Origin of the sequence: Thermobifida halotolerans, assembly GCF_003574835.2 — a bacterium.
Classification (GTDB): domain Bacteria; phylum Actinomycetota; class Actinomycetes; order Streptosporangiales; family Streptosporangiaceae; genus Thermobifida; species Thermobifida halotolerans.
Genome location: NZ_CP063196.1, coordinates 3,822,527 through 3,844,530, shown reverse-complemented (window position 1 = coordinate 3,844,530; position 22,004 = coordinate 3,822,527). Strand labels below are relative to the sequence as shown.

Below are 22,004 nucleotides of genomic sequence, written 5' to 3'. Positions count from 1 at the left end.
ACGTCTCCACGAGGTTGACCGCGCGTGCTCATCGCTGCCCTCCAGGGAGCCGAAACGGAGAGGAGAACTCGTCCGTCGCGGCCCTCCCCCGGTTCCGACCGGAAACCGCCACGGCGGTGAAGACGTAGGAGCGCCCCCGAGGAGCAGAACGGTACGGGGTTTCCTCGGGAAAGGCGGTGGCGGCCTCCCACGCTGTCCGCACGCTCCGCTGACTGAGGTTTGGGTGTGGGGTTCTGCGGTGGACGCGGGGTCTTCTCGGAGAGACCGGGGAGAGGCGCGGTATTCCACCTCCGTGTTCGGGGCGCGCCTCCACGGGGGGATGGGCCGCAGGGACGTCGGTCACCCCGGGTCGGTGTCCCCGGGGGGCGGGACCGTTGTCAAAGGTGCGGGTGGGTGGGGCCGTGTCCGGGCTCGGCGCCGGGGGCGCCTCGACCGGCCACCGGCAGCCCGTGGTGGCCTGTCGCGGGGGTTGGTGCGGAATGCCCTGGGCCGATCAGCCGACCCCTCTTCTCCACGCGGCCGGTTCCCGGCGCGGAGGCGGCCGCCACACCTCACTGAGGCCGGGCGGACAGCGGCGCCGAAAAGGCCGAGGGCACCATTCACGAACTGCGGTCACCTCGAAAAACCGGTGCCTTCGGGCGGTGTTTTCCCCGGTGCGGGGAGGGGCGCGGTTCGCGCGGGCGGGACCGTTTTTCCCGGCAGCCCTGTGACCTGCGGAGAAAACCGGTCCACCGGGAAGCGGTGAGGAGGGAGGTGACCCTGTTCTCCGTTGTGGATTCCCGAATGCGTCGAATGTTTTTTCTCCGTATTATCGGGGCTGATATCCGGCCAGCCGCCATCGCGGTCCTGCGACCCGAGCTGTGGAGGTACTGTGCGACAGCGCATCGCCGCGGCGTACGCAGTGGCACGTCGGGCCGCCTCCACCAGCACGTTTCTCGTGCTCACGATCGCGCTGGCCTGCACGCTGTTCGGCGCGGGGGCGATCGGCCGCGCGGTGGAGCTCTACGACGGCGACGTGTGGCTGTGGAGCAGCCCGGTCGGCCAGTTGGTGCGCACCGACGCGCACGACGGGCGGGTCGACCTGGTCACCGACGTCCCCGAGTCCGCCGGAAACCGCGTCGAGGTCACCCAGACCGACGACCACCTGATCCTGCACGACCTCGACACCGGCCGCATGACCGCCGTCGACCTGGGGGAGATGGCGTTCTCCGGACGGCTCGACCTGGGCGCGGACGGGGACCACGGCGTCTTCCTCCACGGGGGGTACGGGGTCGTGGTCGACCGGAGCGCCGGAGAGGTGCGCGCGATCGACCCCGTCACCCTCACGGCCACCGGTGAGGCGCTGAAACTGCCCGCCCCGCTGGAGGGCGGGGCGTTCGACGCCGACGGCACGCTGTGGGTCGGCGTCCCCAGCCAGGGGACGGTCGCCGGGGTGCGGGTCGCCGACGGCACCGCGAGGGCCGACGGGGCGGTCGGGGTGTCCGACCCCGCGGACGACATCGTGCTCACCGTGCGGGACCGGGGTCCCCTCGTGGTGAACCGCTCCGACGGCACCATCGTCGAGGTGCGCGACGGCGTCGCGGCCGAGACCGAGTCCCCCGTCGACCTGGCGGACGCGGTCGTGCCGCCGCGCACCTCCGGCCCCCTGGCCGCGGTGACCGTCCCCGAGGCCGACGCCATCCTGACCCTGGCCGGTCCGCACGAGGGGGCCGAGATCACGGTGGTCGACGCCGAGAACGTCGGCTCCGCCGCGGCGGTCCCCTACGAGGGCCGCGTCTACCTGCCCGGGCAGGACGGCGCCGTCCGGGTGTTCGACGCCGACGGCGGCGAGGCCGAACCGCTGGAGGTGCCCGGCGCCGAGGGTCCCCTCGACCTGGAGGTGCGCGAGGGATACCTGTTCGTCAACGACCCCGACTCCGGTGCCGCGCTGGTCGTCGGTCCGTCCGGGGAGGACACCGAGGTCGAGAAGTACGACGAGCCCCCCGGCCCGGGCGGCGAGTCCACGGACGGCTCCGAACCCGGGACCGGCCCCGGTCCCGGGCAGCAGACGCCGCAACCGGGGCAGCAGGAGCCCTCCCTCCCGCAGGAGCAGGACGAGGAGGAGCCCGCACGGGCCCCGCTCCCGCCGGACCTGGACCCCGGAACCGAACCGGAGGACGGCGTCGACCCGGTCCTGCCCGAGCCCACCGGACCGGCGCCGACACCGCAGCCCGGAGCCCCCGGGGGCGTGTCGCCGGAAATCCCCGCGTCGGCCCCGGCGGCGGGCGCCGGGGCCGTGGGCACGGTGGGAGGTCCCACCGGGGGGACACCCGTCGGAGGAGAAGTCACCCCGCTCCCGGGAGCGCCCGTCCCGGCCACGGCGTCCTCCGGGGCCGACGGGGTGACCGTCACCTGGCAGCCCGCCCACTCCCCGGCCTCCCCCGTCACCGGCTACGTCGTGAGCTGGGACGGCGGCAGCACAACCGTGGAAGGGTGGCAGCACAGCGTGGTCCTCGACGGCCTGCGCGACGGCGTCCCGTACCGGTTCCAGGTCCAGGCGGTCAACGCCCACGGCCACGGAAGCGCGGCGGTGTCGGCGCCGGTCGTGGTCGGCGAACAGGAGCCCCCGCCCCCCACAGACGTGGAAGTCGAAGTCACCGGCGCCAACTCGGCCATGCTGACCTGGACCGCCGCCCCCGGAGCCCACGACTACGTCGTGTCCGGCGAGACCGCCCACCACGGCGCCGTCGCCGCCCGAACCACCACCGACACCGAGATCGAACTGGCCGGACTGGAACCGGGCGGAACCTACACGTTCACCGTCGCCGCACGCACCGGCGGCGGCGCGCAGAGCACAGCGGTCCCCGCCCCGACCGTGACGCTGCCGCTGCTGGACCCACCGGAGAACGTGTGGTTCGCGTTCAGCGACACCGGACAGGTCTATGTCTACTGGACGCCCGTGGAGGGCGCCGTGGGCTACGAGGTCATCCCGGCGGACGACTCGCTCGACCTCCGCGACGTCGCCGTGGGCGAGTCCGTGGAGGTCAACGGAGAGCAGTACCAGAGCACCATCTACGGGGATCCGGACCCGGGCTGCCACTCCTTCACCGTGCGAGCGGTGGACGCGGCCGGGACCGCCAGCGGCCCCAGCGAGCCCAGCAACACCGAATGCGCCGGTCGACGCGCCCACACTCCGGGTGAGGCCGGACACCAACCCACGGGATGACCAGTGACAACCACGAGCAACAACGACGACACCGGGTGGGCGCGCGCCTCCGCCCTCTCCGGGACGGAAGCCAACGACCACGCCGCCACCGTCGACGGCATCGCCGCCGCCATCGGCTCGGCCGTCGTCGGCGCGACCGAGGCGGCGCGCCTGGCGCTGGTGGCGCTGCTGTGCGGGGGGCACGTCCTCGTCGAGGACGTGCCGGGAGTGGGCAAGACACGACTGGCGCGCTCCCTCGCCGCGAGCTTCGGCGGCAGCCACCGCCGTGTGCAGTTCACCCCCGACCTGCTGCCCTCGGACCTCACCGGAGTGAACGTCTTCAACCAGGAGACCCGGGAGTTCGACTTCCACGCCGGTCCGGTCTTCGCCAACGTCGTGGTCGCCGACGAGATCAACCGCGCGGCCCCCAAGACCCAGGCGGCCCTCCTGGAGGTGATGGAGGAGGGGCTCGTCACCGTCGACGGCGTACGCTACGCCGTCCCCGACCCCTTCATCGTCGTCGCCACCCAGAACCCGGTGGAACTGGACGGAACATACCGGCTGCCGGAGGCGCAACTCGACCGGTTCCTGATGCGGCTGTCCCTCGGTTACCCCGACAGGAACGCCGAGTTCGCGATCATGCGGGGCGGCGGCCTGCCGGAGCCCGAAAGCCTGAAGGGAAGCGCCGACGCGGAGACGCTCGACCGCGTCCGGAAGGCGGCCGCCCGGGTCCACACGGCCGACACCGTCTACGGTTACGTCCGCGACATCGCCGAGGCCACCCGCAGCCACCCCCGGTTGCGGCTGGGACTGTCCCCCCGGGCGACCGCGGCGCTTGTCGGCGCGGCGCGCACGTACGCGCTCACCCGCGGACGCCCCTACGTCATCCCCGAGGACGTGCAGCGCCTCGCCGCCCCGGTGTGGGCGCACCGCCTGGTGCTCACCCCTGAAGCCCTGGTGAGCGGGCAGACGGAGACCGACGTGCTCGGTGAGGTCCTCGCCGGGATCGCGGCGCCGCAACCCGAGCAGGCGGTGAACCGCTGATGCGGGCCGCGTCCGAGCGGTCCCCCGCCGCGGGGAGGCCGTGATGCCGACCGCGAGGGGCCGCCTGGCCGCGGCCGGCGGACTGGTGCTCTGCGTCCTCGGAACCCTCCTCGGGTACCGGGGGGTCGCCCTGTTGGGCGCGCTCGCGCTTCTCGCCGTCGCGGGGGCGGCCCTGTTCGTGCTGGGCAGCCGTCCGACCCGGGTCGCGGTACGCCGGAGGGTTCCGCTGGCGCGCACCGAACCGGGGCGCACCGTCACGGTGCGCCTGACCGTGGAGGGCGCCGGGCGGGCGGGCCCGGTCCGGTTGCGCGAGCGCGTGGCCGGACCGGGGGAGGAGGACGAGATCGTCCTCACCCCGACCGACCTCGACCCGCCGGGGACGGGACGGCTGGGAGCGGCCTACCGCCTGGAGCCGTCCCTGCGGGGCGTCGTGGAACTCGGTCCGCTGCGCGTGGAGCGGACCGACGCCCTGGGGTTGGCGGCCGCGGGCGGGCGGAGCGGAACCGTGGACCGCGTCCTGGTGCACCCGCGCTGGCGGCGGTTGCGCGCGCTGCCGACCGGGCACGCCAGCACCCCCGACAGCGTGCGCGGCGGTGGACACGTCGGCGGCCCCACCTTCCGCGCGCTGCGCGACTACGTTCCGGGCGATGACATCCGCCATGTCCACTGGCGCAGCACGGCGCGCAGCGGCCGACTCCTGGTACGCGAGTACTCCGACACCTCCGACACGCGGCTGACCCTGCTGCTCGACGACCGGGCCGCCGGTGGACGGGAACGGCTCGACGCGACCGCCGAGGCGGCGGCCTGTGTCGCGGCGACCGCGGTCCTGTCCCGGCTGCCCTGCGACCTCGTGCTGGCCAGCGGCCCCGGGGCGGACGGGGGCGCCGGGCTCCCGGCCGTGCTCGACCTGCTGGCCGCGGCCGCCCCCGCGCCGAACGCCGACCTGGCGGCCGCGCTGCGGTCTTTGCGGCCCCGGAGCGGCGGCGGGGCGGTGGTGCTCGTCAGCGACACCCTGCGCGAGGCCGACCTGCGGGAGTTCGCGGCGCTGCGCGACCGCTTCCCGAGACTGGTGGCGGCGGCCGTGGGGCCGGACCCCCGTCCCGGTGAGGTGGCGGGCGTCACCCTGGTGACGGCGCGCGACGCCGCGGAGTTCGACAAGGTGTGGAACGGGGCCCCATGGACACGTTGATCCTGCGGCGCACCGCGACCCCGGCGACCGCGACGGCCTCCCGAACGCCCGTCGCGGTCGCCGAAGTCGCGCTGGCGGCGGCGGCCGCGGCGGGCGGGCTCGCGGTGGCCCCCCTCTACACTTCGCCGTTCGGCGCCGGAGCGGTCCTGGTGCTGTGGGCGGCGGCGGGCGTGGCGCTGACCGCGTTCCTGGCCGGACGGCTGTCCGCGCCCGCCACCCTGCTCGCCGGGCTCCCGGTGGCGTTCGCCGGAGCGATCGGGCTCGCCGCGTGGGCGCCGGGCGGGCACGGCGGCCCGCTGGCCGACGTGCTCGACGTGCTGCCGCGGGCGGGCAGCCGGTTCCTGGACGGTGCCCCACCGGTTCCGTTCATGGTGGACACCCTGCTGTTTCCGGTCCTGGCGGTGTGGCTGGGCGGCACGGCGGGCGTCCTGGCGTGGCGGTCCGGCCGTCCCCTCACCGCCCTGGCCCCCGGAACGGTGCTGCTGGTCTGCGCCGCCGCGGCGGGCGGGGACGCGGCCGTGTGGCCCGCGTGCCTGCTGGCCTGCTCGGCCGCCGTACTGCTCGCCCTGTCCGCCGGGGACCGGACCGCGGGTTGTGCCGCCGTCGCCGGGGCGCGCTTCGAGGAGGCGGACAGCGGAGCCGGGAGGGCGGGAAGCGGGCGCCGCTGGACCGTCCGGCTGCTGGGCTGCGTCGCGGTCTGCGCCGCCGTCGCGGTGGCGGCGCCGGTCGCCCTCGCGGGCTGGCGGGCCGAGCCCGTCGGGCCGCGCGGAGACGGCGGGTCGCAGGTCGCCGCGCAACCGGCGCCCAACCCCCTCGGCTACCTGTCGGCGTGGGCGGCCGATCCCGACACCGTGCTCATGACGGTGCGCAGCAACCGGGCGAACCAGTTCCGGTGGGTGGCCCTGGCGGACTTCACCGGAACCACCTGGCTTCCGGAGGGCCGGTACCGCACCACGGGGCGGCTGCTGCCCGCCCCCGAACCGGAGCCCCCCAACGCCTCCAGACAGGAGGCCACGGTGACGGTCGAGGAACTCCCGGGCCCCTGGCTGCCCGTCATCGGCGCGCCGAGGTCGCTGGACGCCGCCGGAGCGGGCTTCGACGCGGAGTCGGGCACCGCCATCGCCGTCGGCGGCGAGGCCGCGGGGCTGAGCTACACCGTGAGCGGCGACGTGGCGCACTGGCGTCCGGAGGAGTTGGCCGACCTGCGGCCGCCCGCCGACTCCCGGTTCGACCGCTACCGCTTTCTGCCCGAGAGCACGCCGCCGACGGTCGACGTGATCGTCAGCCACGCGACGGCCGAAGGCACCCCCTACGAGCACGCGGTGCGTCTGGCCCGCTACCTGCGGACCAGCTACACCTTCGACCCGTGGGCGCCCGGAGGGCACGGTCTCGCCGACCTCGACCGGTTCCTGGTCGAACCGGGGCGGCAGGGCGGCGGGGGCACTTCCGAGCAGTTCGCCAGCGCGTTCGCGGTGCTCGCCCGGGCCGCCGGGCTGCCGAGCCGGGTCGTCGTCGGGTTCGACTCCGGCACGAGGGGAGAGGACGGCGGCTTCACCGTCACCACCGGCGACGCCATCGCGTGGGGCGAGGTCTACTTCGAGGACGCGGGCTGGGTTCCCTTCGATGTCACCCCCGGTGGGCGGGAACCGGGCGGCGACCCGGAGGAGACGTCCGCGAACGGCGCCCCGGACGCCGACACGGCGGCCGCCGCCGAACGGCCGGACGAGGTGCCGCACGAGATCGCCGCGCCGTCCCCTCCTCAGAAGACCGGGGCGGGCCTGCCGGAGGCGGCGGCCGTGGTCGCGGCGGCCGCCGCGACCACGGCGCTGCTCGTCGCCCTGCTGCGGGCGGCCCGGTCCAGGCGGCGGCTGGCCACGGGACGGTCGGAGACCGACATGGTGCTCGGCGCCTGGCGGGAGATCCGGGAGGCGCTGCGGCTGGCCGGTGCGGGACCGCGCCGCGGTGCCACGGTGACCGACGTGATCAGGACCGCGGCGCAGGCGGACCCGACCGGGGAGGGCCCGCGCCGCCTGCGCTACCTGCACCGGTCGGTCAACGCGCTGGCCTTCGGGGCGCCCGGAAGCGTCACGGCCCAGGGGGCGGAACGCGCCGTGGCGGAGGTCCGCGCCTATGTGCGGGACCTGCGCGGAGGCCGGGGCCGCCTCCGGCGGTGGGGGTGGTGGTTCGATCCGCGTCCGCTGTTCTGGCGGACACCGTAGAACTTCGGAGGGGGACGCGATGACGGCCGGTGGCAGCACCCCGGACGTGCCGGGCTACCAGATCACCGGGCTGCTGTGCTCAGGGGAACGGACGGACCTGTTCCACGCGAGGTCGGAGCGGACCGGGGAGGCGGTGCTGGTGCGGGTGGTGCGCGGCGCCCCGGACTCCGAGGCGCCGTACTCGGTCGTCCGGGAGGAGGCGCCCGACTCCTACGCGGCGCTGCTGGAGCGCGAGGGCCGGTTGGCGGTGGACCACGTCGTGACGGCCGGGCTGGCGGTGGCCGCGGAGCTGGAGCCCTTGCACGAGACCGGCATGGTGCACAACTTCATCAGCCCCCGGACGCTGCTGCTGCGCGGCCCCGGCGCCGAACTCGCCGCCACCCGCGTCCCGCCGCTGGCCACGGGGGAGGCGTTCCCCCCGCTGGTCCTCGACCGGGACACCGTGGCACACCTGCCGCCCGAGGCGTTCGGCGGCGGGCGGGTCTCGCCGCGGTCGGACGTCTACCGTCTGGCGTCGACCCTGTGGACTCTGCTCGCGGGGCACAGCCCCCACGCGGACGGGCCCGGGCAGGACGTCGACTTCGAGACCTACCGGGAGCGGGTGACCGGCGCGGAGAGCCCCGGCGTGCCGCGCGGGGACCTGCCGCTCGGGCTCGACCGGGTGCTCCGCACCGCCATGGCCCCGGCGCCGGAGGACCGCTATCCCGACGCCCGCGCGTTCGCCCGGGCCCTGGCGGAGGTCGGGGACGGAGCGGTGGGGGACGGCGCTTCGGCGCCGCCGGAGCCGGACACCGGCACGCCGCTGTCCGAACCGCGGCGTTCCGTGCCGGAGGAGCCGGAGCGGTCGGCGGAGCCCGTCCTCCCCGAGCCGGAGGTCTTCCCCGAGCCCGAGGAGGCCGCTCCTGCCGTGGAGGGACCGGGGGCCGGGCCGACGGTGTCTTCTCCGGCCGAGGCGGCCCCGGTGGAGCCGACCGCCGGGGAGCCGGTCCGGGACGGCGCTCCGGTCGGCGCGGGGGAGACCGCCGCCGCGCCGGAACCGGTCTTCCCCGCGCCCGAGGAGACGGAGGTCCGTGCCGGAGCTCCGGGCACGCTCCCCGACACGGCGGACGCCCCCGCGAAGGCGGTCGCCGGACCGGAGCGGGAGGACGGGAGCACCGGACGCCCCGCCGAGCCGGAAGCCGTCCCCGCAGACACCGGCCGGGCCGGGCCTCCCGGCGGCGGGACGGCTTCGGCGGTCCCCGAAGAGGGGAAGGCGCCCGCCGGGCACGGCTCCCGGGAGCCGGACGGCGCGGAGACCCCGCGCGCGTCCACGGGCGCGGCCGGTCGCACCGAGTTCGGTCGCATGCTGGTCACCGCGACGTTGGCGGCGAGCATCGTGATCGCCGTGATCGGTGCGGTGGCGCTGGTCATGGCCTGGAGAATGGGGTCGGAAACGGCCGGGCGGCCGACCACCGCGTCTCCTCCGGGAGACGGGGAGCCCCCGGCCGCGTCGCTGCTTCCGGAGGCGGCCCAGAACCCGCGGTGGACGCCCACCGACGTGCGGATCGTCGCCGACACCCGGGACACCGTCACCCTGGCCTGGACCGACAACTCCCAGGGGCGGGCCTCCTACCACGTGGTCGGAGGTCCGGTCGGCACGGCGCCGGGGACCGTGGCCGAGGGGGAGCCGATGACGACCCGGGTGGAGATCACCGGACTGAACTCGGGGTTCGACTACTGCTTCACTGTCGTGGCCGTCGTCAGCGTGGACGAGGTGGCCCCGTCCGAGAACGTCTGCACCGACCGCTTCAGGGACGCCTGAGCCGCCGGTGGCTCAGGGCGGCGTCGACTCCCGGGTGTGGGGCTGTGTTCCGGCCGAGCGGACACCCGGGGTGATGCCGCGTCGGCTCGGCTCTCGGGCGCCGGTCGCCGGGGCGCGGGCGCAGCCGTCCGGGGCGCGGAGCGCCCGCGCCTCACAAACGCCGAGAGCATCCCGGGCCACAGGGGCAGAGCCCGTGGAGCGGGACGCTCTCGGTATTCGTGGAGAGAGGGAAACCGCGGGCGGGACCGTACGCGGGGGAGAGGACCGCCGCGGTCCCGGAGCGGATCAGTGGGCCGTGGCCGGAGCCCCCGGTCTTCGGGGGGAACCGGCGGGGTGCGACTCCGGTCCTACCACGGGGACCACGGACCCCACGGGTTCCGCTCGTGTCGCGCGTCCTTCAGGGTGTCCCGCAGAGCGTGGAAGGCGGGCTTGCGGACGAAGTCCTCGGTCATGACCGTCGCCGAGCCCTCACCCTCGAAGAACACCGGAACCCAGGAGTACTTGTCGGTGAAGCCCCAGATCGTGAAGGAGTCGCAGCCCTCCACGGCCAGGCACGCTTCCAGCGCCTGCTGGTAGTAGTCGGCCTGCTGCTCCAGTTGCGCCTCGGTCGGCTCGCCGCTCTCCGGCAGGTCCATGCGCACGTCCAACTCGGTGACGGCCGTGGCCAGACCGAGCTCGTCGAAGCGCCGCAGGTTGTCCTCCAGGTCGCCGGGGAAGCCGTACCGGGTGCTCAGGTGCCCCTGCGTGGAGAACCCGTGCACCGGCACGCCCTGGGCGAGCAGGTCCTGGATCAGGTCGTAGTAGGCGTCGCTCTTGGCGTTGATCCCCTCGACGTTGTAGTCGTTGAAGAACAGCTCGGCCTCGGGGTCCGCCTCGTGCGCCCAGCGGAAGGCGTCGGCGATGACGTCCGGCCCCAGTTCGCGGATCCAGATGTTGTCCTCGGTGCGCAGGTTGCCCTGGTCGTCGAAGATCTCGTTGGCCACGTCCCACTGCTGGATCCGACCGGCGTAGCGGCCGACGACGGTCGTGATGTGGTCGTGCAGGATCGCGCGCAGCTCCTCCTCGGAGAAGTCGCCCTCCTCCAGCCAGGCCGGGTTCTGGCTGTGCCACAGCAGCGTGTGCCCGCGCACGGCCTGGCCGTTGCGCTCGGCGAAGTCGACGATGGCGTCGGCCATCCCGAAGTCGTAGCGGTCCTGCTCGGGGTGGATGTACTCCCACTTCATCTGGTTCTCGGGGGAGACCGAGCTGAACTGCTGGGCGAGGATCCTGCGGTACTTGCGGTCCGAGGTGAAGGGGTCGGGGTAGTCCTGCTCCAGGTGGTGGCCGCCACCCGCGACGGCGGTACCGATGAGGAAGTCGTCGGGGGCGGCCCAGCGCAGCCGGTCGAACCTGGCGTTGGAGTGGGGCGCGGCCTGGTGGCCGGAATGCGGGCCGGCGGCGGCCGGCGCCGCTGACAGCGGTAGGAGCAGAGCGGCCGTGGTGAGGGCCACGGCGGCGAGGCGTACGGGTTTCATCGGGGGAACTCCCAGTCGATCAGTCGATGTTAATTTCCGGAAACTTCCGGATGACTGTGACGAGGGACACTAGGCGCCAACCGGCCAGGAGGTCAATACCCGCCCAGGATTCGGGGTCGTCGCCCCTCCGCACCCGTAATCTGGGTAAGCATCGAGCAAAGAGGAGGAGGAGTGGCCGACACCCCGATCCGATCCGTGACCATCTCCGCCATCGCCGCGGAGGCGGGCGTGTCCGCGCCGACGGTGTCACGTGTCCTCAACGGGCGGGGCGACGTGGCTCCCGCCACCCGCGAGCGCATCGAGAGCCTGCTGCGGGCCCGCGGCTACCGGCGCCGCGGCAGCCGGACCGGTGAGCGGGTCGGTCTACTGGACCTCGTCTTCAACGACCTGGACAGCCCGTGGGCGGTCGAGATCATCCGCGGTGTCGAGAACGCCGCGCACGCGGCGGGCGGCGGCATCGCGCTGTCGGCCATCCACCGGCAGGCGAGCTCGACCCGGCAGTGGCTGGAGAACGTCCGCTCGCGCGCCAGCGACGGCGCCATCCTGGTGACCACGGACCTGCACTCCACCCTGCGCGCGGAACTGGAGGAGCTGCACCTTCCCGTCGTGGTGATCGACCCGGTGGGCGTACCGGACCTCGCCGTGCCCACGATCGGCTGCACCAACTGGGCCGGGGGGCTCAGCGCGACCAGGCACCTGATCGGACTGGGGCACCGGCGCATCGCCTTCGTCGAGGGGCGTCCCGAACTGTGGTGCAGCCGCGCGCGCCTCGACGGGTACCGCGCCGGACTGGAGACCGCCGGTCTGGACGTCGACAGCGCACTCGTCGTACCGGGCGACTTCGACTACGAGTCCGGCTTCCGCGCGGGCGAGCAGCTGTTCGACCTGGCCGAACCGCCGACGGCCGTGTTCGCGGCCAGCGACCAGATGGCTCTGGGCGTCTACGAGGCCCTGCGCCGACGCGGCCTGCGCGTCCCCGACGACGTCAGCGTGGTCGGCTTCGACGACCTGCCGCAGGCCCGCTGGTCCTCGCCGCCGCTGACGACGGTGCGCCAGCCGTTGGCCGAGATGGGCAGGCTCGCGGTGCGCACCGTGCACCGGCTCGTGCAGAGTGAGACGATCGAGAGTCCGCGGGTCGAGCTGGCGACCGAACTCGTCGTCCGGGACAGCACCATGGTGCCGCCCGCGGCGGCGGGAGGCTGACCGCACTTTCCGTGGCGGTCCGCTGACAGGGCGGTATGGTCCTCTCCGGGGTTCCGCTCCATTCCGCAGGCTCCGGAAAGCTCTGTGCCGTGGCCAACCCGTCCGGCGCCCGGAGGAGGGCGCCGCGCCGGGGGCGGTGGTGCTCCCGCACGGCGGCGGGGCGATCGCGGGTCGAGGCCGTGGACCGGATCCTCCGCGGTGGAGGTCCGGAGGCTGGCGCTGCACCCCGCCCGGCGCTCCGTGGTGATCCATCCCGGCCCGCGTTCCCGGAAGAGGCGGGGAGTCTTCCGCCGCGTCTAGTTCGGGTCGTGGGCGATGTCGACAACCACCTCGCGCACGCCGCGGTCCTCGTTGAGCCAGGTGAAGGCCCGGAACGGCAGCTCCTCCCGCACGCCGAGGGCGAAGGTGACCTGGCCCTCGAACCAACCGGCGTAGCGCACCGAGCGCAGCGCGCCCCAGTCGGCGAGCTCGCTCTCGGGGACGAAGTGCTCCCCCATCGCCGCCAGCGGCTCCTCGCTGCCGCTGCCGGGGGCGCCCTGCGCCGACGAACGCACGATCACCCGCAGCGCGGCGTCCCCGGCGACCGGCATCGGCCTGCCCGAGCCCGGCTGCCGCACCTCAGGCTGGTACTGCACGTCGAATCCGACCTCGTCGGTGCCGTGGATGTCGAAGACCACGCGGTCGAAGCAGTCGTGGCGGCCCGTCCGCACCTCCCGGATCGGATCGCCGGAGCTGCCCGGCTTGACGTCGGGGAGCAGGGTCCAGTCCTCGGTCACCTCGCACGAGGAGGCGTCGGCGCCGTTTCCGCTCCCGTCGGGAGTGCCGTCCGCCGGGACCGTCGTGGTCTGCGTGACGGTGACGGTCGGGGAGGAGTCCGGGGCCGTGTCGGCCGCGTCCGTGCCGTCCGGCGACTCCGGGCCGGTCGTACCGCCGCACGACGTCAGAAGCAGCGTGGCCGCGGCGAGCCAGACGACGGTGGCCTTCCGCATCGGGAGCACCTCTCGCTGTCGGGGGCACGGGCTCTGCCCGGCGGCTACCCGGTAGCCCAGACCACATTCCCGACAAGGCCGGTCCGTCCCGCACACCGCCGACGGGCAAGGGTGGGGAACACTAGCCGAGCGGCCCACGGGAAGTCAAAGCCGACCGTTTCCGGCCGGGCCCGACTCGTTGGGCACCGGGCCCCGACACCTGTTCGGCGAAGACGGGGCCGCCGCCCGATCCGGACGGAGTCCCTCCCGCCCGGTCGTCCCCGCGCTATCCTCACGGACCGTGCGGATGTGTTGACAGAGAAGTACGGCGCTCTTTAGGTTTCCCTTAACTTTCGGAATTTTCCGGAAGTTCTGTGTCGTGCAAAGGAGACCCGTGTGACCACCACCCCCGGACGTCCCCGAATACGGAGTCGCCTCCTCGCAGCCCTGTTCACCATCGGCTTCGTATTCTGTGCCGCGACTCCGGCACAGGCCGACCCCGTCACCGCCGACATCGTCGACTCGACCGGCCGGGACGGCAGGACCGTGGCCCTGACCTTCGACGACGGCCCCGACCCGGAGGACACCCCCGCCCTGCTCTCCGTACTGAGCAGACACCAGGTCAAGGCGGTGTTCTGCCTGTGGGGCGAGCACGTGCGCCAGTACCCCGAGATCGTCCGGCAGATCGTGGCGGAGGGGCACACGCTGTGCAACCACTCGATGCGCCACGACGACCTGGGCGCCTGGTCGGCGGAGGACATCCGCGCGGACCTGCAGGCGACCAGCGCGGCGATCCGCGAGGCGGTGCCGAACGCCCGGATCCCCTACTTCCGGGCGCCCTACGGCTCCTGGGGGCAGACGCCCCAGGTGGCGGCCGAACTGGGCATGCAGCCGCTGGGCTGGAAGATGGACGTCGCGGACTGGGAGCCGCCCGGCACAGAGGAACTCGTCCGGCGTCTGGTGGAGGGCGTCACGCCGGGGGCGGTGGTGCTCCTGCACGACGGCGGGGGCGACCGTAGCCAGACGGTCCAGGCCGTGGACCAGATCATCCCGCGGTGGAAGGCCGAGGGCTGGACCTTCACCCTGCCCGCTGGTCCGGGCGGCACCACCGATCCCACCGACCCGCCCACCGACCCCACCGACCCGCCGACCGATCCCCCCGGTAACGGCGGCCCCTGCGACGTGGACTACACCGTGGTCAACGACTGGGGCAACGGCATGCAGGGCTCCATCACCATCAGCAACACCGGATCGTCCCCGATCAACGACTGGACCCTGCGGTTCACCCTCTCCGGCGTGACCATCTCCAACGGCTGGAACGGCGACTGGTCCCAGAGCGGCTCCCAGATCACCGTGAACGCCCCGTCCTGGAACCCCACCATCCAACCGGGACAGAGCACCCAGCTCGGCTTCGCCGCCAGCAAGAGCGGCAGCACCTCCCCACCCGACCAGTTCATCCTCAACGGGACCGCCTGTTCCTGACCGGTGACCGGAACACCGCCCGATCTCACCGGGGCCGCCGCACCCACCGGCGCGGCGGCCCCGGGAAGCCGCCCGTGCCCGCACCGCTGACCACCCGCGCCGCGATCGAGGCCGCCATCACCGCCCGCGAACTCAACCCGGACTCTCCGGTCTTCCCGAAAGAGTTCTGGACGCATCCGGCCGTGGCCCGCCTCGACACCACCGCCCTCGTCCGCCAGGCCCGCGACCTCACTCCCATCACCCAGGAGCAGATCGCCCTCCTCACCGGACTCGGCGCACCCCACCCCCCACCCACCCCGTCTGGCCCCGCCCCAATAACGGCGATCTTGACGAACAGGGCCTGTGAACCGCCTTGACGCCAACTGGTGAGTGCAAGCGGGTCAACTGATGGCCAGGCTGGTTGAGGCGTTGGGCAGGGGTGTCCCACCCCTGCGTCTGGCGAGGACGGGTGTTGAGTTCACGAGCGGCCCGGTCCGACCCGCCCCGGCCGATGGCGGCGAAGTCGAACACGCCAGGCCTCGCCACCACGGCCCTCTGCCCAGCACAAACACTCACTTGCGCTGAACACCAGAAACCGCCGGCGATTTCGGCCCGATACTGCCGAGACCAACGCTCCCGGCATGCAAAAAGGCCCTGCGAACAGGGCCTTCGCTGGTGTCCGAGGGGGGACTTGAACCCCCATGCCCTTAACGGGCACTAGCACCTCAAGCTAGCGCGTCTACCTATTCCGCCACCCGGACCGGGTTCGTCTCGGCTGCTCACCGCCGCACAAGGACAACCATAGCAAAACTCCGAGGTGACCCGTACCTGAATTTGCCAGAGGGCGAGACCATGGTGGGGAAGACGTGAGACCGAGAGGAGCGGTGTGCGGCACATGGCGGACAACGGCGGGATGAGCGCGGCCGAGGCCGAGGTGGTGGACCTGTGTCGGGAGCTCATCGCGATCGACACGTCCAACTACGGGGACCACTCGGGACCGGGGGAGCGGGTGGCGGCCGAGTACGTCGCCGCCAAGCTCGACGAGGTCGGCCTGGAGACGGAGATCTACGAGCCGCACCCCGGGCGCAGCAGCCTGGTGGCGCGGATCGAGGGCGCCGACCCGTCCCGGCCGCCGCTGCTGGTGCAGGGGCACCTCGACGTGGTCCCCGCCGACGCCGCCGACTGGACCCACCACCCGTTCTCCGGCGAGGTCGCCGACGGGTGCGTGTGGGGTCGCGGCGCGGTCGACATGAAGGACATGGACGCGATGGTGCTGGCGGTGGTGCGCCAGCGGCTGCGTGAGGGACGCAGGCCCCCGCGCGACGTCGTGCTCGCGTTCCTCGCCGACGAGGAGGCCGGGGGCGCGCACGGCGCGCACTGGCTGGTCGACAAGCACCCCGAACTGTTCGCCGACTGCACCGAGGCGATCAGCGAGGTCGGCGGGTTCAGCGTCACCGTCGGCGACAACCGGCGGCTGTACCTCATCGAGACCGCCGAGAAGGGCCTGGCCTGGATGCGGCTCACCGCCCGCGGCACCGCCGGGCACGGCTCGATGGTCAACGACGACAACGCGGTCACCGAACTGGCCGCCGCCGTCGCCCGCCTCGGCCGGCACGAGTTCCCGGTCCAGCTCACCCCGGCCGTGCGCGCCTTCCTGACGGAGGTGTGCGAGGCGTTCGGCGTGGAGTTCCGCGAGGACGACGTCGAGGCCACCGTGGCCCGGCTCGGCCCGGTCGCCAGCATGATCGGCGCCACCCTGCGCAACTCGGTCAACCCCACGGTCCTGGCGGGCGGCTACAAGGCCAACGTCATCCCCGGCGAGGCCACCGCGCAGGTGGACGGACGCTTCCTGCCCGGACTGGAGGAGGAGTTCTTCGCCGAGGTCGACCGGCTGCTGGGGCCGAAGGTCACCCGCGAGTTCATCCGGTACCTGCCCGCCGTGGAGACCGACTTCACCGGCGGCATCGTCACCGCCATGACCGATTCGCTGCTGGCCGAGGATCCGGGCGCCAGGGCCGTGCCGTACTGCATGTCGGGGGGCACCGACGCCAAGGCCTTCGCCGAACTGGGGATCCGCAACTTCGGGTTCGCTCCGCTGCGGCTCCCCGCCGACCTGAACTTCTCCGGCATGTTCCACGGTGTGGACGAGCGCGTCCCCGTGGACGCCCTCCGCTTCGGGGTGCGCGTCCTCGACCGGTTCCTCGACCTGGCCTGAGCGGTGCGGGCCGTCGGCCGCCGCTCCCCGTGTCGCCGCCGACCGGCGGCGACACGGAGGACGGGACACGGCGGACACGCCCGTGCCGTCTGTTGATGCGAAGACCTTACCCAGTGCTACGGTTACTTTGCGTTCGGAGATAATAGCTCTCCGTCGCAGTGGTGGGATCGGCCCTCCTCGGCCGTCGTCACTGAGGGGTTGTCCATGGTGTTCTCGGATCGCGGACGGCGGGATCTTCCCGGTCCTGCGGTTCGGCGCTCCGTCTCTCCCGCTCTCGCTCGTGTCCTGGTCATCGGCGGTCTTGTCACCGCCGGATGGCTGTGTGCCGGAGTCGGCGAGGCGTTCGCCGACGACGCCTTCCCCAACGAGCGGGACGCGGTGGCGACGACGGCCGAGGAGGTCCCGGTGGTCGCCACGGCCACCGCCGCCCTCTCCCGGGACGGCGGTGCGTCCCTCCCCCCGGCCGGCCGCGCCGACCCGCCGGTGGGCGGCGCCCCGGAGATCCTCGGCCGGGTCGCCGAACCGCCCGGGGACGGCCCGCGGTCCGCGACCGTACCGGCTCTCGTGGCGCACGTCCGCGCGGAGGTCGACCGGATCGTCGCGGCGGATGCCGCACCGGCGGACCGCGGCCCCGCCCCGGACGCCGCCGCGGCGCCCCGGCAGGACCGCCCCCCTTCGACGGAGGAGACCGCCCCCGCCGCCACCGAGACCGTCCCTCTCTCCCTCGACGGTCATCCCGGTACGGACGACACCGCCCCGACCCGCGGCACCCCCGTCGCTCCGGTCGGCACCGACGCCCCCGCACCCGCGGAAGCGGAGAACACCCCCGTCACACCGGCCGAGTCGTCGCTCGGCGTTCCGGACCGCGACACGGACGACTCCGCCGCGGGCTCCTCCCCGTCGCAGCCGAACCCGGCCGCCGGATACCTGACGCAGCGGATCGAGTCGCCGAGCCCCGCCGCCGTGCGCACCGGACGGTCCGGCGGTCCGGTGTCGCGGGTCGGCGACGTCGTCGACACCCCGTCGTCGTCGCCCGACTAGCCGGCGCGTGACCGCGGCGCACGTGTCCGTCCGCCGCGCCCCGCACGCGGACGGCGTCCTCCGTCCGCGCACCGCCCGGTCGCCTCCGCGTCCGTCGACCAGTCATCGTTCAGAGGGAGAACACCCATGCGCGCATCCGTACGGAACACCACGTTCGCCGCCCTGGCCACCGCGGGCCTCTTCGCGGTCGCCCTGCCCGCCCACGCCGAGACGGTCTCCGACGACCGTGGACCGGTGGTCGGCAAGAACGAGTGGGAACCCCTGCTGGAGAACCCGTTCCACGTCTGCGGAGACTCGATCGCGGTCCTGCGGCGCTCGACCGTCTGCGCCACCGGCGCCTCGCCCGCCGGGACCGGCGCGGAGCAGCAGCCCGCGCCCACGGCGGAGGGGGAGGAGGCGCCGGACCGGTGCGGGGCCGACGAGCACTGCGCGCTCCAGAAACCCGAGGAGGACACGGCGGCCGAGCAGCCCGACGCTCCGGCGGGCGAGGACGCCCCCGCGCGGTCCGAGCCGCCGCTCGCCGGGGAGCCGGAGCAGGTGGCCGCGGACGACGGTCGGCAGCCGTCGCACGAGGGCGATGCGCGGTCCTTCGAGCAGTGGGGGGCCGCCTCGGGAGTCCCCGACATCGCGCCCCCGCTGGGGCTCGGGACGCCCGGTGAGGAGGAGCCGGCGCGGCCCGAGACGCTGGAGAGCGCCACCTACGCGCTCACGTCCAGCGGTACCGAGGACGCGCCGCTGCTCACCGCCGCGGTCGCCACACTCCTGCTGGGCGGGGTGGCGATCTACGCCGGATACGGCCTCGGCCGCAGCGACCGTCCGAATCTCTTCCGGTGACGCTCTAGACACCCGGGGTCCGCCGCGGCCTCGGGACGCTCTTCGCCATCAGAACCAACCATGCCGTACTGTACGGGGGCGAGCCGGAGCTCGCCCCCGTACAGGTACGGGACACAGAACACACCCCCGGTATTCTGTGAGTGAAATCACACTAATCTTGGTTGTCGGATGATCCGGCGCCGTAAGGTGACACGGCGGCTGCCGTCCAGGTACACCCGTACCCGGGCCAGCTCCCACCGGCCGTACTCGGCGTGCTCGGTGAGGACCTGACGTGCCGCGCTGCGCGAGGTGCCGCGTGGAAAGCGGAGTTCTTGGTATTCGTACTCAAGCATTGCGTTTATTCTGCGACTGCCGACGGGTGTTACGCCATAGCGTTTACCCGCACGGAGCGAGGACAGCGCCTTCCACGGGGAAAACCCGAACCGCGGCCCACCACGCGGACTCGGAGGATACGGGAGGGCACCGGGCGACGTCGGTTACCGTCGAAGTTTGGGCAACCGACATCGCGCGTCGCGGAGTGGACGCGCGGACGCGAGGCGAGACGTAGGGGAAGACGTGCCACCCAAGAAGGGCAGCGCCGGAAACGGCTCGAAGGACACCGCACGGGGCGGAGGAAACAAACTCGTCATCGTCGAGTCGCCGGCCAAGGCCAAGACGATCGCGGGCTACCTCGGCCGCGGCTACGTCGTGGAGTCCAGCATCGGCCACATCCGGGACCTGCCGACCAAGGCCGCGGAGATCCCGGCCCGGTACAAGGAGAAGCCGTGGGCGCGCCTGGGCGTCGACGTCGACCACGGCTTCGAGCCCCTCTATGTCGTCAACACCGACAAGAAGGCGCAGGTCAGAAAGCTCAAGGAGTTGCTGGCCGACGCCGACGAACTGTACCTGGCCACCGATGAGGACCGCGAGGGCGAGGCGATCGCCTGGCACCTGCGCGAGGAGCTCAAACCCAAGATCCCGGTCAGGCGCATGGTGTTCAACGAGATCACCAAGGACGCCATCCGCCGCGCCGCCGAGCACACCCGCGACCTCAACCTGCGACTGGTCGACGCCCAGGAGACCCGCCGCATCCTCGACCGGCTCTACGGCTACGAGGTCTCCCCGGTGCTGTGGAAGAAGGTCATGCCCAAGCTCTCGGCGGGCCGCGTGCAGTCCGTGGCGACCCGCCTGGTGGTGGAGCGCGAACGCGAGCGCATCGCGTTCACCGCGGCCGAGTACTGGGGCCTGAAGGCCGTCTTCGACGTACTCACCGGCGCGGGCGGGGACGAGCCGACCGCCTTCCCGGCGGCCCTGACCGCGGTGGACGGCGCCCGCGTCGCCCAGGGGCGCGACTTCACCTCCCAGGGCGTGCTGCGCTCCGCCCGAGGCGTCCGCCACCTCGACGAGGAGGCCGCCCGAGGACTGGCCGCCCGCCTGGGCGGCGCCGAGTACACGGTGCGTTCGGTGGAGCGCAAGCCCTACCGGCGCTCGCCGTACGCGCCGTTCCGCACCACCACCCTGCAGCAGGAGTCCTCCCGCAAGCTCGGCCTGTCGGCCAAGCAGACCATGCAGGTGGCGCAGCGGCTGTACGAGAACGGCTACATCACCTACATGCGCACCGACAGCACCACCCTGTCGGAGAACGCGGTGGCCGCCGCCCGCGACCAGGTCGCGCGCCTGTACGGTGACGCCTACCTGCCCGCCAAGCCGCGCAGCTACGCCAGCAAGGTCAAGAACGCCCAGGAGGCCCACGAGGCGATCCGCCCGGCGGGCGACACCTTCCGCACCCCCGCCGAGACGGGGCTGGGCGGAGTCGAGTTCCGCCTCTACGAACTCATCTGGAAGCGCACCGTCGCCTCCCAGATGAAGGACGCCGTCGGCGAGTCGGTGAGCGTCCGCATCGACGGCGTCTCCAGCGCGGGCGAGCGGGCGGAGTTCTCCGCCACCGGCAAGATCATCACCTTCCACGGCTTCCTCAAGGCCTACGTCGAGGGCTCCGACGACCCGCAGGCCGAACTCGACGACCGCGAACGGCGGCTGCCCGCCATGGAGGAGGGCGACGCGCTCCGGGCCGAGAGCGTCGAGGCCGAGGGGCACAGCACCCGCCCGCCCGCCCGCTACACCGAGGCCTCGCTGGTCAAGGAGCTGGAGGAGCGCGAGATCGGCCGCCCCTCCACCTACGCGACCATCATCGGCACCATCCTCGACCGCGGCTACGTGTTCAAGAAGGGCTCGGCGCTGGTGCCGTCCTTCCTGGCCTTCGCCGTGGTGCAACTGCTGGAGCGCCACTTCGGCCACCTGGTCGACTACGACTTCACCGCGCGCATGGAGGACATGCTCGACGCCATCGCGCGCGGCGAGGCCGAACGGGTGCCGTGGCTGCGCCGGTTCTACTTCGGCGCCGACGGCGAGGCCGGGCTGAAGGAGCTGGTGGGCGACCACCTCGGGGAGATCGACCCCAGGGAGATCAGCTCCTTCCCGCTGCCCGACACCGACATCGTGCTGCGGGTCGGCCGTTACGGCCCCTACCTGGAGCGGGACGGCCAGCGGGTCAACGTGCCCGAGGACCTCGCCCCCGACGAGCTGACCAGGGAGCGGGCCGAGGAGCTGTTCGCCCAGCCCAGTGGGGACCGCGAACTCGGCAAGGACCCGGAGACGGGGCGCACGATCGTGGCCAAGAGCGGCCGGTTCGGCCCCTACGTCACCGAGGTCATCGAGGAGTCCGAGGCCGCCGAGACCAAGGCGAAGGGACGGAAGAAGACGGCCGCGCCCAAGCCGCGCACCGCGTCGCTGCTGAAGTCCATGTCGCTGGACACGGTCACCCTGGAGGACGCGCTCAGGCTGCTGTCGCTGCCGCGCGTGGTCGGCGAGATCGACGGCGAGCAGGTCACGGCGCACAACGGACGGTTCGGGCCGTACCTGAAGAAGGGCGGCGACAGCCGTTCGCTGGAGACCGAGGAGCAGATGTTCACGGTCACCATCGAGCAGGCCAGGGAGCTGTTCGCGCAGCCGAAGAAGCGGGGCCGCCGCGCCGCCGCGCCGCCGCTGCGCGAACTCGGCGAGGACCCCCAGACCGGCAGGCCCATGGTGATCAAGGAGGGCCGTTTCGGTCCCTACGTCACCGACGGCGAGAGCAACGCCTCCCTGCGCAGGGGGGACGCGGTGGAGTCGATCACGGTGGAGCGCGCCGCCGAGCTGCTGGCCGACCGCCGCGCCAAGGCCCCGGCGAAGAAGCCGGCCACGCGCACGGCCGCCAAGAAGACCACGGGCAAGAAGACGGCAGCAAAGAGGAACACCACCAGGAAGTCCTGAACCGCCGCCGCGTGGGGGAGGGTCCCGGGGTGCCCGGGAT

General features: G+C 73.3%; 15 protein-coding genes and 1 tRNA gene. 12 read left to right on the top strand and 4 right to left on the bottom strand.

Going from position 1 to position 22,004, the window contains the following annotated elements; translation table 11 throughout:
- The first annotated feature begins 871 nt into the window (after window positions 1-871).
- From NI17_RS17215 to NI17_RS17195, 5 genes are read left to right on the top strand one after another with little or no spacing between them, the layout of a single operon-like run.
- Window positions 872-3,205 carry a fibronectin type III domain-containing protein gene (locus NI17_RS17215; protein ID WP_119267692.1) on the top strand — a complete coding sequence of 778 codons (2,334 nt, stop codon included), beginning with the start codon at window positions 872-874 and terminating at the stop codon, window positions 3,203-3,205.
- 3 nt (window positions 3,206-3,208) lie between these two features.
- Complete coding sequence (locus tag NI17_RS17210) at window positions 3,209-4,228, top strand: AAA family ATPase (protein ID WP_119267693.1); 1,020 nt, start codon at window positions 3,209-3,211, stop codon at window positions 4,226-4,228.
- 43 nt (window positions 4,229-4,271) lie between these two features.
- Entirely contained in the window at window positions 4,272-5,417 is a 1,146-nt protein-coding gene (locus NI17_RS17205; RefSeq protein ID WP_068688098.1) for a DUF58 domain-containing protein, read from the top strand.
- Entirely contained in the window at window positions 5,405-7,636 is a 2,232-nt protein-coding gene (locus NI17_RS17200; protein WP_243597533.1) for a transglutaminase domain-containing protein, read from the top strand. The genes NI17_RS17205 and NI17_RS17200 overlap by 13 nt, the downstream gene beginning before the upstream one ends.
- 19 nt (window positions 7,637-7,655) lie before the next feature.
- Window positions 7,656-9,437, top strand: coding sequence for a hypothetical protein (locus NI17_RS17195; RefSeq protein ID WP_068688100.1), 1,782 nt, complete (start codon window positions 7,656-7,658; stop codon window positions 9,435-9,437).
- Between the two features lie 347 nt (window positions 9,438-9,784).
- Here NI17_RS17195 and NI17_RS17190 read toward each other — a convergent pair whose 3' ends face one another.
- Window positions 9,785-10,951, bottom strand: a complete 1,167-nt coding sequence (locus NI17_RS17190) for an endo-1,4-beta-xylanase (RefSeq protein ID WP_068688101.1) — start codon at window positions 10,949-10,951, stop codon at window positions 9,785-9,787.
- A gap of 171 nt (window positions 10,952-11,122) precedes the next feature.
- Between NI17_RS17190 and NI17_RS17185 the strand changes: the two genes are divergently transcribed.
- Window positions 11,123-12,154 carry a LacI family DNA-binding transcriptional regulator gene (locus tag NI17_RS17185; protein WP_068688102.1) on the top strand — a complete coding sequence of 344 codons (1,032 nt, stop codon included), beginning with the start codon at window positions 11,123-11,125 and terminating at the stop codon, window positions 12,152-12,154.
- 296 nt (window positions 12,155-12,450) lie between these two features.
- On the opposite strand, the gene NI17_RS17180 is transcribed toward NI17_RS17185, so the two are convergent.
- On the bottom strand, window positions 12,451-13,143 hold the full coding sequence (locus tag NI17_RS17180; RefSeq protein ID WP_119267632.1) for an AMIN-like domain-containing (lipo)protein: 693 nt from the start codon (window positions 13,141-13,143) through the stop codon (window positions 12,451-12,453).
- A gap of 375 nt (window positions 13,144-13,518) precedes the next feature.
- On the opposite strand from NI17_RS17180, the gene NI17_RS17175 reads away from it, so the two are divergent.
- Both NI17_RS17175 and NI17_RS17170 read left to right on the top strand, forming a co-directional pair.
- Window positions 13,519-14,604, top strand: a complete 1,086-nt coding sequence (locus NI17_RS17175; RefSeq protein ID WP_068688105.1) for a polysaccharide deacetylase family protein — start codon at window positions 13,519-13,521, stop codon at window positions 14,602-14,604.
- A gap of 74 nt (window positions 14,605-14,678) precedes the next feature.
- The gene (locus tag NI17_RS17170; protein WP_068688106.1) at window positions 14,679-14,960 is read left to right on the top strand and encodes a hypothetical protein; all 282 of its coding nucleotides are present in this window, start codon (window positions 14,679-14,681) and stop codon (window positions 14,958-14,960) included.
- Window positions 14,961-15,256: 296 nt separating this feature from the next.
- On the opposite strand, the gene NI17_RS17165 is transcribed toward NI17_RS17170, so the two are convergent.
- Window positions 15,257-15,344: transfer RNA gene (locus NI17_RS17165), tRNA-Leu, on the bottom strand.
- A 134-nt stretch (window positions 15,345-15,478) separates the two neighbouring features.
- Between NI17_RS17165 and NI17_RS17160 the strand changes: the two genes are divergently transcribed.
- The 3 genes from NI17_RS17160 (at window position 15,479) to NI17_RS17150 (ending at window position 18,673) form a co-directional block, all read left to right on the top strand.
- Window positions 15,479-16,798, top strand: coding sequence for a M20/M25/M40 family metallo-hydrolase (locus tag NI17_RS17160; protein WP_199859926.1), 1,320 nt, complete (start codon window positions 15,479-15,481; stop codon window positions 16,796-16,798).
- A 204-nt stretch (window positions 16,799-17,002) separates the two neighbouring features.
- Window positions 17,003-17,839, top strand: a complete 837-nt coding sequence (locus NI17_RS17155; RefSeq protein ID WP_068688107.1) for a hypothetical protein — start codon at window positions 17,003-17,005, stop codon at window positions 17,837-17,839.
- A 126-nt stretch (window positions 17,840-17,965) separates the two neighbouring features.
- Window positions 17,966-18,673, top strand: coding sequence for an RTFC family protein (locus NI17_RS17150; RefSeq protein WP_068688108.1), 708 nt, complete (start codon window positions 17,966-17,968; stop codon window positions 18,671-18,673).
- 146 nt (window positions 18,674-18,819) lie between these two features.
- Here NI17_RS17150 and NI17_RS17145 read toward each other — a convergent pair whose 3' ends face one another.
- Entirely contained in the window at window positions 18,820-19,005 is a 186-nt protein-coding gene (locus NI17_RS17145; RefSeq protein WP_084012397.1) for a DUF5703 family protein, read from the bottom strand.
- Window positions 19,006-19,228: 223 nt separating this feature from the next.
- Here NI17_RS17145 and topA point away from each other — a divergent pair, with 223 nt between their 5' ends.
- Window positions 19,229-21,964 carry a type I DNA topoisomerase gene (gene topA / locus NI17_RS17140; protein WP_068688109.1) on the top strand — a complete coding sequence of 912 codons (2,736 nt, stop codon included), beginning with the start codon at window positions 19,229-19,231 and terminating at the stop codon, window positions 21,962-21,964.
- Window positions 21,965-22,004 lie beyond the last annotated feature (40 nt).